9 protein-coding genes are annotated in these 13,099 nt (G+C 32.8%); 3 read left to right on the forward strand and 6 right to left on the reverse strand.

Going from position 1 to position 13,099, the window contains the following annotated elements; all coding sequences use genetic code 11:
- Positions 1–87 precede the first annotated feature (87 nt).
- From GGR97_RS03535 to moeB, 3 genes are all read left to right on the forward strand, one after another.
- Positions 88–2,439, forward strand: a complete 2,352-nt coding sequence (locus GGR97_RS03535) for a TonB-dependent receptor (RefSeq protein WP_245229444.1) — start codon at positions 88–90, stop codon at positions 2,437–2,439.
- 151 nt (positions 2,440–2,590) lie between these two features.
- Positions 2,591–3,220, forward strand: a complete 630-nt coding sequence (locus GGR97_RS03540) for a thiamine phosphate synthase (protein WP_167897058.1) — start codon at positions 2,591–2,593, stop codon at positions 3,218–3,220.
- Positions 3,221–3,222: 2 nt separating this feature from the next.
- Positions 3,223–4,266 (forward strand): molybdopterin-synthase adenylyltransferase MoeB, encoded by a 1,044-nt coding sequence (moeB, locus tag GGR97_RS03545; protein WP_167897059.1) that lies wholly within the window; start codon positions 3,223–3,225, stop codon positions 4,264–4,266.
- Between the two features lie 8 nt (positions 4,267–4,274).
- On the opposite strand, the gene GGR97_RS03550 is transcribed toward moeB, so the two are convergent.
- The 6 genes from GGR97_RS03550 to GGR97_RS03575 all read right to left on the reverse strand — a co-directional run bounded on the left by GGR97_RS03550 (position 4,275) and on the right by GGR97_RS03575 (position 12,748).
- A complete protein-coding gene (locus tag GGR97_RS03550) occupies positions 4,275–4,763 on the reverse strand; it encodes a hypothetical protein (RefSeq protein WP_167897060.1) in 489 nt (162 codons plus the stop codon).
- 94 nt (positions 4,764–4,857) lie between these two features.
- Positions 4,858–8,199, reverse strand: coding sequence for a bifunctional amidotransferase subunit GatB/aspartate--tRNA ligase AspS (gene gatB/aspS / locus GGR97_RS03555; protein ID WP_167897061.1), 3,342 nt, complete (start codon positions 8,197–8,199; stop codon positions 4,858–4,860).
- A complete protein-coding gene (locus GGR97_RS03560; RefSeq protein ID WP_167897062.1) occupies positions 8,199–9,599 on the reverse strand; it encodes an amidase in 1,401 nt (466 codons plus the stop codon). Before GGR97_RS03560 ends, gatB/aspS begins: the two co-directional genes overlap by 1 nt.
- A complete protein-coding gene (locus GGR97_RS03565) occupies positions 9,600–9,866 on the reverse strand; it encodes a hypothetical protein (RefSeq protein ID WP_167897063.1) in 267 nt (88 codons plus the stop codon).
- A 170-nt stretch (positions 9,867–10,036) separates the two neighbouring features.
- Positions 10,037–11,278, reverse strand: a complete 1,242-nt coding sequence (locus GGR97_RS03570) for a porin (RefSeq protein WP_167897064.1) — start codon at positions 11,276–11,278, stop codon at positions 10,037–10,039.
- A gap of 18 nt (positions 11,279–11,296) precedes the next feature.
- A complete protein-coding gene (locus GGR97_RS03575; protein WP_167897065.1) occupies positions 11,297–12,748 on the reverse strand; it encodes an SLC13 family permease in 1,452 nt (483 codons plus the stop codon).
- Positions 12,749–13,099 lie beyond the last annotated feature (351 nt).

Here is a 13,099-nt window from a genome sequence, read left to right on the forward strand (position 1 = left end):
TGCTGTTTAGGGAAATAAATGTTACAAAACTATAACTATTCAAAACAACCGAATAATTACCTCTTTTTATTCATTTTATTTAAAAAAATGAAACTAAACTTACCCTTTACAAAAGGAACATCAATAACCTTTTTCTTTTTATTGATGAGCTTAGCTATACAAGCGCAAACTGTTTTAACAGGAAAAGTAACAAATCAAAACTTAGAGCCTTTACCTGGAGCTACTGTCTTTATTAAAGAATTAAACAAAACAACAATTACAGATTTAGATGGTTTGTTTGAAATCCGTTTAAAGGAAGGAAGCTACACTTTACAGGCATCTTATATTGGATATTCTAGTGTTACCAAACAAGTAAACTCATCAAAAAACAACCTTACGTTTGTATTAAAAGACCAAACTCATCAACTAGATGAAGTATTGGTTTCTGCAGTTAGAGTACAAGAAAACTCACCTGTAACCCACTCTAATTTAAACAAAGAAGAAATTGCCAAACGTAATTTAGGACAAGACATTCCTATTTTAATGAACTACATGCCATCTGTAGTAACAACATCTGATGCTGGTGCCGGAATAGGATATACAGGAATTCGTGTTCGTGGTTCAGATGCTTCTCGTACCAACGTTACCATTAACGGAATCCCTTATAACGATTCTGAAAGTCAAGGAGTTTACTGGGTAAATGTAAACGATATTGCATCGTCTACACAAAGTATTCAATTGCAACGTGGTGTTGGTACTTCTACCAACGGAGCAGGTGCTTTTGGAGCCAGTCTAAACTTATTAACAGACAACGGTGCTAAGCAAGCTTTTGGTGAAATTTCTACCTCAGCCGGTTCTTTTAACACTAAAAAAATAACCGCAAAATTAGGAACAGGTTTGTTAAATAATCATATCAATTTAATTGGTAGAGTTTCTAAAACTACTTCTGATGGATATGTAGATAGAGCTTCTTCTGATTTGACTTCTTACTTTTTACAAGGAAGTTACAAAGATGACAACACTTTAATTAAAGCTTTAGTTTTTGGAGGTCATGAAATTACTTATCAATCTTGGAATGGTGTTGATGCGGCTACGTTAGCTAGCGATCGTACTTTTAATTCTGCTGGAGCAAAATATGATAATGCTTGGAATGTAACAGGATATTATGACAACGAAGTGGATGATTATAAACAAGATCATTTACAACTACACTGGAACCAGAAGTATAACAATTATTTCTCTTCAAATATAGCATTACACTATACTTTTGGTCGTGGATTTTATGAACAATACAAGCAAGGTGCTGATTTTTCTGATTACAATTTAACTCCTATTACTATAGAAAACAAAACCATTAATACTACAGATTTAGTTAGAAGAAAATGGTTAAATAATGATTTTTATGGAGTTACGTACAATTTAAATTATAAAACAAAACAATTAGATTTTTTAATTGGAGGGGCTTTAAACAAATACGAAGGAGATCATTTTGGAGAAGTAGTATGGGCAAGAAATGCATCTGATAGCGAAATTAGAGATCGTTATTACGACAATTATGGAAACAAAACAGATGGAAACATTTATGCAAAAGCTACTTATAAACTAAACAATCAACTTTCTTTATTTGGAGATTTGCAATACAGAGTTGTAAATTATGAGGCAAATGGTGTACAAACCAACCTTGTTGATGATACTTTTAAATTCTTAAATCCTAAAGCAGGAATTACTTATTTAGTAAACACTAGCAATAGTGTATACGCATCTTATGCTCGTGCCAACAAAGAACCTAACCGTACAGATTACGAAAACGGAAATCCAAAACCAGAACAATTAGACGATTTTGAACTAGGGTGGCGTTACAAAACAAACAAATCTAAAATTAACACCAACATTTATTACATGTTCTACACAGATCAGCTTACTTTAACTGGACAGGTAGATGCTATTGGATCTCCTATTAGAGCCAATTCAGGTGAAAGTTACCGTTTAGGATTAGAGGTAGATGCTAGTTTTTACATCAATAAATATGTAACAATTTCTCCAAATGTAACTTTTAGTCAAAACAAAAATGTGGACTATAAAGAAACGGATGGAACTATTATAACGGATTTAGGAAATACAGAAATTTCTTATTCACCAAGTATTGTAGCGGGTAACATGATTACAGTAACTCCTATAGATCAATTATACATTAGTCTTTTATCAAAATTTGTAGACACTCAATACATGAGTAATACCGAATTAAAAGCATCAAAATTAAAAAGCTATTTTGTTAGTGATTTAAACTTAAACTATAGTTTTTATCCTAAATCAACCTTTAAAGAAATTACACTAACAGGTTTGGTAAACAATATATTTAACAAACAATACGTTTCTAATGGGTATATGTGGGGAACAACTCCGTACTATTTTCCACAAGCAGGAACTAACTTTTTAGTAGGAGCTACTTTTAAATTCTAATAGCAATATTCTATTCATAAAAAAAAGCAGCTCTAAGAGCTGCTTTTTTTATTGGTACAATTAAGATTTTAACTTTCATACTCCCTAAAATAGTAAATGGTTGTAACTTCGTACGGCAATTAGTTAACACTTAAATTCAAGAATTAAAACTATGGTTATACCTAAGCTACATTATAAATCTCAAGGAGCAACACCACAAGAGCACCTAGACAATATTCAACAAGCATGTTTGTCTGGAGTAGAATTAGTTCAGTTAAATGTAGCAGCTATTTCTGATAAAAAGTTGTTAAAAATTGCCGAAAAAGCACATAAAATCACAAGTCTTTATCAGACCCGATTGATTATTACTAACCATGCTAAAATTGCCAAAGAAATAAAAGCTGACGGTGTTTATTTTGATGAAATTCAAAATGATTTATCGGCCATTCGCAAAAACCTATACACTTGGCAAGTGATAGGATGCACTGCTAACAATTTAGAAGAAAGCAAATCACTCATCAACGCAGAAGTAGATTATATTGGTTTAGGACCATTTAAAAGCGCTACAGACAATACAATTACATTAAACGGATATACTGTTTTGATTGAAGAACTAAAAACAGAAACTCCAATTATTGCCTTTGGAAAAATCACACTAGAAGATGTTCCCCAAATTATTGAAACAGGAGTAAATGGAATTGCTGCTTCTGAAGAAATCACCAAAGATTTTAACAAAATTCTTACTTTAAACAAACTACTAAACGCTTCGTCAACACAAGAACAGCGTTATAATTTTGACTAATTATGGCCTTAAATAGTAACGAAAAAATATTGTATAGTCGTCACCTCTTATTGAATGAAATTGGACTAGAGGGACAAGAAAAAATAAAAAATGCTAAAGTTTTAGTTATTGGAGCTGGCGGATTGGGCTGCCCTATTCTTCAGTATTTAACAGCTGCAGGAGTAGGAACTATTGGTGTAATGGATGGAGATACTGTAGATGTAACCAATCTACAACGTCAAATTTTATTTACAGTAGATGATATTGGAAAATCCAAAGCCAGAGCAGCTACCAACCGAATGAAGCAATTGAACCCTTATGTAAAATTTAAGGTGATTGATTCTTTTTTAACCATTAACAATGCAGTTGAATTGTTCAATCAATATGATATTATTGTAGATGGTTCTGACAATTTTCAAACTCGTTATTTATGTAACGATGCTGCCGTACTAGCAAACAAACCTTTAGTTTTTGGTTCTATTTTTAAATTTGAAGGTCAGGTTTCTGTATTTAATTACAAAAACGGTCCTACTTACCGATGCTTATATCCTACACCGCCTAAACAAGGCTCTGTTCCCTCTTGTTCAGAAATTGGAGTACTAGGTGTACTTCCTGGAATTATAGGGAGCTATCAAGCCAATGAAGTGATTAAAATTATTTGTGGAATTGGAGACGTTTTATCAGGAAAACTACTAACGATTAACACCCTTAGCAATCAAAATTTTGTCTTAGGGTTTGAGAAAAACACTTCGATTAAAATTACCCAATTAATAGACTATGATTTCTTTTGTGGTATAGAAGAATTTGAAAATGAAATTGAATTTTCAGAAATTACCTCAGCATATCAATTAGTTGATATTAGAACTCAACTAGAAAGAGACATTCAAAACATTGGAGGAATACATATTCCAGAAGAGACACTTAGAAACAATCCAAACTTATTAAACTCTACTAAAAGAATAGTGCTGTATTGTGAAACTGGAAACAGAAGTAAGCAGCTTATTAAGGACTTAAATTTAACGGTTAGTTCTTTAAAAGGAGGCATAAAAAAAGCATCACAATTGTGATGCTTTTTTTATAATTCTGCAATATAATTAAATCCTTCTGTTCTATTCTCCACAAAGATTTTTTTCTCATTTAAATAATCTTCTAGCTCTTTAACTAGATCTGCTTTTTTCTCAGGCTCATAATGAACCGCAAATAAGTTTTTCTTTCCATCTTCCGTAGTGTACTCAACAAACAAAGCATTATAAACGCAGGTAGTCCCAAATTTTTTTGAAAAAGGTTTAGAAGTATTGTTTTTAACAGTAGGTGTTCCTCCCGTTCTTATTTTTAACATATTCTGACTACAATCCACAAACATGTCATTATATAGAACTTTTGATTTGTACTCTTCTGTTAAAAAATATCCACTATACTCCTCAAAATGTGCTACTAATACTATTTTATTAACATTCTTCCAACAAACAACACTCTTGTCTTTTGAAGAAGACATAACATTAATCCCCTTACTGTCAAACGACAATAAAGATTTTCCTTTAAATTTAGCAAACAACTTTCTCATACTGCAAATATACACTTTAAAAACACTCTAATTGACGTATGTTAAGTAAACTGCGTAAAAACACCGTTTTTTTTTAACATACATCAACTAAAATTTATTTCTTCATAATCACTCTAACATTCATTTCTTCAACTTTTTTAGTTGATAATGGAGATGGAGAACCAAATAACAAATCTTCAGAGCTTCCTGTTTTAGGAAAAGCCATTACTTCTCTAATAGATGCTTTTTTCTCTAAAATCATCATTAATCTATCTACTCCCCATGCAATACCTCCGTGTGGTGGTGCTCCGTAATGAAAAGCCTCATACATCGTGCCAACACTCTTTAACATTTCTTCTTTATTGTAACCCATGTTTTTATAGGTTGCTTCTAAAATTTCAGGTTTGTGAGCACGAACAGATCCTCCTCCTATCTCATAACCGTTTAAAATTAAATCGTATTGTTGTGCAATAATATTACCAATTTCATCTTCTTTACCCTTCATATGTTTATCTAAATCATAAAGAGCAGGCATAGAGAATGGATTGTGTGTAAAAGTCCACCTACCTTCTTCTGTTTTTTCAAACATTGGGAAATCTACTACCCAAGCAGGTCTTAATTCTTTAGGATTAATTAATTTTAACATAGCTCCTAATTCTTGACGAACTGCATCTAAAGCTTTGTTAGCAGTAGCATAATCCGCTGCCGAAAAATAAACGATATCTCCAACTTGCGCATCACACTTTAGTATGATATTTTTAGCAATCTCTTCTCCTAAAAACTTAATAATTGGAGACTGTAAATCATTTTCATTTACAATAATATAAGCCAATCCTCCTAAGCCATGTTGCTGTGCAATAGAAGTTAACTTTTCTATTTGTCCTTTAGACATTCGTTTTCCTCCTTGTTCTTCTGCAGAAACTTTAATACACTTTACAATTCCACCTTCATCAATAGGTTTAGAGAACACTTGGAATGTGGTATCTTTTACAATATCTGTAATGTCTTGCATTTGCAATCCAAAACGTAAATCTGGTCTATCACAACCATATTTATCCATGGCATCTTTGTAGGTAATTACTTCAAATGGACGTAAAATCCATTTGTTACCATATATTTTCTTTACAATGGTATTAAACATCTCTGTATTCAAATCTATGATTTGTTGCATAGATGCATAAGCCATTTCTATATCTAACTGTGTAAATTCTGGTTGACGATCTCCACGAGAATCTTCATCACGGAAACAACGAGCTATTTGGAAATACTTTTCAAAACCACCAACCATCAACATTTGTTTGAACTGCTGTGGTGCTTGTGGCAAGGTATAAAAAGAACCTGGTTGCTTACGAGTGGGTACAATAAATTCTCTTGCACCTTCATCTGTTCCCGCAGTTAAAATAGGAGTTTCTATTTCTAAAAACTCTTGTTCGTCTAACATGTCACGTAACAACTTAATTACTCTATGACGATTGACTACTGCTTTACGAACTTCTTGATTTCTATGATCTAAAAACTTATATTCAAAACGAACAGCTTCGTTAGAACGCATTGCCTTTTTAATTTCAAAAGGTAAAGTTCTAGATAAGTTTAAAATATCTAAATCTGTAGCTTCTAATTCAACTTTTCCTGTTCTTAATCCAGCGTTGTAATCACTTTCGCTACGTTGTACTATTTTACCTGAAACTGTAATGACAGATTCTGGTTTTAATTTCACCAATTCATCTAAGTTAGGGAATGATTCTCTACTTAAACGAACCTGGATAACCTCATAAGAAGAATCACGCAAATCAATAAACATCAACTCTCCATGATCTCTAACGGAACTTACCCAACCTGCTAAAGTTACAGTTTCATCAATTGTTTCTTCAGAAATTTGAGTGATGACATGTGTTCTGTATTCTTCTTTAATAATTAAAGGAATTTCAGGTAACACTTCGTTAGTACTTAGTACTGAGTCCTTAGTATTAAGTTCTTCTGTAGTTTCACTAATCTTTGTGCTTTGTACTTGAGACTTTGTACTACCCGACAGGGTTTCCAAAATCATTTCACGAACTACATTTCCTGGAGCTCCTTTTCCTATTTTACCAATTACTTTTCCTACTAAAACTCCTGATTTTCCTTTGTTACCACCTTTAATATCATTGGCAATTGCTTCGTTTTCAGCAATAGCAGCATTTACTGCTTCTTGAATTTGCTCAGTAGAAATAGTGTTATCAGCAAAGTATTTTTTATAATCAAAACTAGCATCTGCTAATAGAGATTCAATTGCTTTTTGAACCAATACAACAGTAACTTCTCCGTTTTTAAAAGATTTAAAAATAGAGATTAAATCATCTATATTTTTTATCTTATCATAATCTTCTGCCTTTAAATTATTGGTTAATGTTTTGGCTACAAACGCTACATCACCAACAGCATCAATTAAACTCATTACCGTTTTAGAACGCAAAGCATCTGCTGTAAAAAACTTAGCATCTTGAGGCAATACTTTTCCTTCAATCAACTTAGATTCCACAAAATATGGCAATACTTTAGGATCTACAGTAATTCCATCAACCACATTTTTAATAGCCACAAAAGGTAAATCTGGCTCAGAAATATAACGATAATCTGCATCGTATTCTTTCTTACGCATTACCTTAGTTTGCTTTAATGCTTCATCCCACAAAACCGTAGTTTGATCGGGTCTAAATTCTTTATGTTCTAAAAAGTAATTTAATTGTTTTTCTATTTCTTCTTTTAAAGCCTCAACCATAAACTTGAATGAATTCAAGTTTTTAATCTCGGTACGAGGGTTTAAAACATCTGTTCCTTTGATACGTAAAGACACCGAAACATCTGACTTAAACTGACCTTTGTCTAAGTTGGCTTCAGAAATCCCTAAGTTTTGCACAATACGTTGAATGTATTGTGCATAAGTAGATGCATCTTCTATATTACGAATACATGGTTTGGTTACAATTTCAATTAACGGAACCCCCGCTTTGTTAAAATCTACCAAAGAAATGGTTTTCTCGTGCACTAATTTAGCCGCATCTTCTTCTACATGTACTTGCTCTATCTGTACTGTAAACTGAGAACCATCATTACGATAACAAGCCACTTCTCCATCAGGAATGATAGGGTTGTGAAACTGTGTAATCTGAATATTTTTAGGGTTATCTGGATATTCGTAATGTTTACGATCCCAAGATATTACTTCGTTAGAAAAAGTAGAGTTTACGGCCTTACCAAAATAAATAGCTTTGGTAATAGCTTCTTTATTAATGGCTGGTAAAACTCCCATCTGACCTGTACATACCGGACAAATATTTGTGTTTGCTTGCTCACTTTCTTCGTTAGCACATCCACAAAACAATTTAGATTTTGTGTTTAAACGTACGTGCGTTTCAATTCCAGCTACCAACTCTATGTTGTTTTCTTCTAGTAGCGTATTTAATCTATCTAATTCCATTACTGCACTTGGTTTAAGAAGTTTGCAAACTGTAAAATAGTTTGTTCTTTGTTTTTAGCTCCTGTTACTTGAATTCCAGTTTCGGTTCCAAACGGACATGTTAACGTTGGTAATTGTCCTAAACTGAACCCTACGGTATAAGCATCCGACAAATACATAGCATGTGGATTGCTTAATACTTCTCCTATTTTAGGAACAGGTCCTGGAGTTACAGGTGATAAAATAATATCTACTTTATTAAAATCAGCTTCAAAAGCTGCTTCTATTTCTTTTCTTAATTCTTGACCTTTTAAATAAATTGCATCTGAAAATCCTTGAGACAATACTTGGTTTCCTCCTACAATTCTTCGTTTTGTTTCCTCCGTAAAGTTTTCAGAACGAGTTACCATATAAGTTTCTTTCAAGTTTTTACCCTCAATACGGTCTCCGTAGTTAGTACCATCTAACCTAGATAAGTTAGAGGCTGTTTCTGCCATGGCTAAGGTGTAGTAGGTAGAAACTAAAGTATCCGCATCAAAAAAGTCTAATTCTTGAACTTGGTACCCTGCTGTTTTAATTTTTTCTATCGTAGCTAAAAAATCAGCTTTAATAGTAGGATCAATTGCATCATTCTCTATAAAGTTTTTAAAGTAACCTACTTTAATTCCTTCGGGTTTAGAAGCAACCACCTCAGCACTAATCTTTTCAGAAACTACAGAAGTTTGATCTTTTGCATCTTTTCCACTGATGACATTCATCACAATAGCAACATCTTCTATAGATTTTGCCAAAGGCCCTACGGTATCTGTAGAGGATGCATAAGCCATCAATCCGTAACGAGAAACTCGTCCGTAAGTTGGTTTTAATCCATAAATTTTATTGTATCCTGCTGGCTGACGGATAGAACCTCCTGTATCTCCTCCAATAGAAAAAACGGTATAACCTGCAGCTACATTTACAGCCGATCCTCCTGAAGAACCACCCGCTACTAAACTAGTATCTACTGCATTTTTAACACTTCCAAATACTGTGTTTTCAGAAGAAGAACCGTGACCAAAACTATCACAATTTTCTTTAGCCATTGGAATGGCACCCGCATCTAACAACTTTTGAATAGCGGTTGCTGTGTAGGCTGATTTGTATTTTTTTAATAAATCTGAACTTGCAGATGTATAGGTTCCTTGTACCATGTATACATCTTTAATTCCAAACGGAATTCCTTCTAACAAACCTATTTCTTCTCCATTGGCAATTTTAGCATCTACTTTTGCAGCAGCTTCTAAGGCCAAATGATCTAAAACAGTGTTTACTGAATTGAATTTATTTTCTTTTAGCAAGGCTAATTTTTGAGTTACCAATTCTGTACAAGTAAACTCTTTAGCGACTAACTGATTGTGTATTTTTTGAATTTGAGACTCCATCTAACCTTCAATTACTTTAGACACCACTAAATACCCATCTTTCTCTTTTGGAAAGTTTTCTTTAATGATTTGTTTGGTGATTTCTGAACTATTTTCAACAACATCTGCACGCAAATCGCCTATAGACACTGCATTTTTTGCATTTTGATTTGATGAATTTTGATTGATTTCAGCATTTTTGATTACATCAAACAACTTATCCACCGCCTCAGAAGACTTTGCTCCTTTGATGCTAGACAAGATGTCTACAGGCATTATTTTACTCATTTCTTTTGTTTTTTAAGTCAGACTTCAAGCCTGCGAAAATACAAAAGTTTTAGCGGAGTTAAAAGCTTTGAAAGTCTAATCTTTAGACTAGATTAATTCCACAAAAAAAACAGTCAAATTCCCTTTAAAAATCTGACTGTTTTCACGAACAACTAATAAAAAAACAACTATTATTTTATACTTATCTGGTATTGCAATACTGCCATCCCTTTTCTATCTATTTCTTTTAGACTTGCAACATCAAAAACAGGTCTATATTGGTATCCTAAACTCAATTTATTTCCATGCCCCTTTCCGTTTAAAAAGAAGTTTACTGTAAAGTCATACAACACCATTGCTTGCTCTAAAGCATCAAAATTTGAATATTGAACCGCAATATTTGGCTGAGTAATAACTTGCTTATTTACAGGAAACGCATACCCAAATTGGGTGTACCATGTAGTTCCTGTTCCTATCATAGGAAATCCGTTACCATCTCCATTATAGGTAGTTCCTGAACTGCTATCAAATACAGAACCATTTGCATCTACAGATCTTATGTAGTTTTTACCAAAATCTAGATTGTAACAACCTAAATAAGCAGTAATTCCATGATTAACCTCTAAAGGTAAACTCAAGAAAGAATCCACAGCCCAATTTTTCATATCATACAAATTAGTAGCAGCTGATACAACATCTCCATCGGCAAAAGCTTTTTCTTGAAACTGTCCTCCTATACCAATATTAAACACCTTCTTTTTGTTAATATAGGTTCCTGTTTGGTAAGATGATTTGTTAGATTCCTCTTCAAAAAATTGATATTTTACATAAGTAGAAACTCTTTTTCTTGGTCTATTATTTGCAAAATCTACCTTTCCAACTGTAAGAGCTTTGGTTACTGTTATTGGGTTTGAAACTACCAATCTATAATCAAACTTAGCTACCTGTCCCTTAAACCAAACACTTAAATTACGACCTAAATCATCATCTTTATTCACTGTATTTAAAGAAAACAATGGAGAATCTAAGCCCATTAATGATTTTGAAGAACGCACATTCCATCTATCCAAACCTTGCCACCCAGACTTTCCCAATCCAACCTCTAACTCTTTAGAGAAAGAATACTCCGCATACAAGTCTAACACTTGCAAAGGAAAATTTTGAGACTTATGATTAAAATTATTTCCTCCAAACATTGCATATGTATATATTTTAGGAGTAATTTGAGATGAAACAGGAATTCTTAACCTACGGATTGACACATCGGTATAACTATCTGTTTTTTCACCATTAATAGTAGTCCCCTCATTTAAATCAGAATATCTTGCCCAAAGTTGAGTTGTTATAGACCAATTTACTTTTGGTTTGTCCTGAGCTTTAAGCCCAACACTTAGCAACATTAACACGAGGACTATTTCCTTAATATTTTTCATTTTTCTAAATTGAACTTATTAAATTAACCCTGCCCATTGAAAACCTAACACCACTAGCACCACTATAATTGGCCCAAGTAAACCAGCAATCAATCCTCCAAATCTAAAATCTTTTTGCTCTATGAGACCTGTACTAAAAGAAATAGCATTTGGTGGTGTAGAAATTGGAAAGAACAATGCTGTTGATGCACTAAACCCAATAACCAAAGGCAAAATAATTGGATTATCTGTTGCTAAAATAATTGCAATTGGAATTAAAATAGTAGTAGTTGCTGTATTACTCATAAAATTTGATAAAACCACAGTGATTAAAGCAAACACTCCAATCATAACATATCCGTTTAAGCTATATTCATTTAACAATCCTACATAGTAAGCAGCTAACCCCGTTTCTTTAATTGCTAGTCCTAAAGACAAACCTCCTGCAACCAACATTAAAGTATCCCAAGGTAGTTTTCTTACATCTTCTGAATTTACAATTCGAAACATCGTCAACAACATAATAGGCAACATAGAGACTGTAGAAGCAGATATACCATGAACTTTACCTGTTAACCACAACAACATAGTCAACACCAAAACACCTAAGACAAATTTCTTTTTCATCATAAATATTTTTTCTGTAGAACCTTCTTCTGGCTCTCCTTCACTTAAAAATCCTAAATCGATGGTAGATACTTTAGGTATAAATTTACTAATCATAATAAACCAGAAAATCAATACCAAAATAATCGCTACCGGAAACCCAATCATCATCCATTCTAAGAATCCAAATTTAATTCCGTTTTGTAACAATCCATCTACAGCAACTGCGTTTGGTGGTGAACCAATAATAGTTCCCATCCCTCCTAAAGAAGCCGCAGCAGGAATACCAATTAATAAAGCTTTGGTAATTTTAGCATCTTTTGGCAATGTTTTTAAAAACGGTAACACGGCAGCAATCATCATAGCTGTAGTTGCAGTATTACTCATAATCATAGAAAACACAGCGGTAACCAACATAATACCTAACAACACATACCTTGGTTTTGTTCCAAATCTTTTAATGGTTAGTTTAAATATGGTTTTATCTAACCCTACTTTCTGCATTGCTTCCGCCATAAAGAAACCACCTAACATTAGCCATATTACTGAGTTTGACCATGTTTGTACATATTTCTGAACTATTTTATTAGAAGTAGTAGGATCTATATCGTGATAATGTTTTCCGAGGGCAAAAACCAGAAACCCAAAAATTAGCAACCCTACCGTAAAGGGGGGAATAGCTTCTGTTACCCATAAACACACGGATAATATTAATAAAAACAACACATAGATCTGAGGAGTATCTAAAGCTGGAGATTGTAACATATAAGTTCCTCCAAACGCTAAAATAATACTTATCAAGAAATTAATAATTCTTCCTTGATAACTAACCATGTGCTGAATACTGGAATATTTTCTGATTGAATCTGATCTTGAATCTGACATTATATAGTTGTTTTTAGTTTCTATATAAATTTACGCTAGAACCTAATTTTAAACTATCAAAAATCCATTATTTTCGAAAACGATATAAGTGTATTTTTAAGTCAAATAGTCAGTAAACATGCCTTATTAGATGATTATTATCATAGTTTTGACTCTTGAATTTATTTAAAAATATATGCTTTTTTAAAGCTTTCCAAAAACAAGATTCTAGCAAATCAAAAACTCATCAAAAAAGTGATTCAAAAAAAGCAGATTTGACGTTTTTAGAATTCTAAAAAAGCTCATAAATCAATTTTTTAAAAACGAAGCAAAAAAATTTAACATCCAAATTCAAAAACCCTAAATAAAGCC

The organism is Wenyingzhuangia aestuarii (assembly GCF_011927765.1).
In the GTDB taxonomy this organism is placed as follows: Bacteria; Bacteroidota; Bacteroidia; order Flavobacteriales; family Flavobacteriaceae; genus Wenyingzhuangia; species Wenyingzhuangia aestuarii.

Coding starts and splice junctions, on each gene's coding strand:
- gatB/aspS (WP_167897061.1), bottom strand. CDS start 8,199: ATGGAATTAGATAGATTAAATACGCTACTAGAAGAAAACAACATAGAG.
- GGR97_RS03575 (WP_167897065.1), bottom strand. CDS start 12,748: ATGTCAGATTCAAGATCAGATTCAATCAGAAAATATTCCAGTATTCAG.
- GGR97_RS03540 (WP_167897058.1), top strand. CDS start 2,591: ATGGTTATACCTAAGCTACATTATAAATCTCAAGGAGCAACACCACAA.
- GGR97_RS03565 (WP_167897063.1), bottom strand. CDS start 9,866: ATGAGTAAAATAATGCCTGTAGACATCTTGTCTAGCATCAAAGGAGCA.
- GGR97_RS03570 (WP_167897064.1), bottom strand. CDS start 11,278: ATGAAAAATATTAAGGAAATAGTCCTCGTGTTAATGTTGCTAAGTGTT.
- GGR97_RS03535 (WP_245229444.1), top strand. CDS start 88: ATGAAACTAAACTTACCCTTTACAAAAGGAACATCAATAACCTTTTTC.
- moeB (WP_167897059.1), top strand. CDS start 3,223: ATGGCCTTAAATAGTAACGAAAAAATATTGTATAGTCGTCACCTCTTA.
- GGR97_RS03550 (WP_167897060.1), bottom strand. CDS start 4,763: ATGAGAAAGTTGTTTGCTAAATTTAAAGGAAAATCTTTATTGTCGTTT.
- GGR97_RS03560 (WP_167897062.1), bottom strand. CDS start 9,599: ATGGAGTCTCAAATTCAAAAAATACACAATCAGTTAGTCGCTAAAGAG.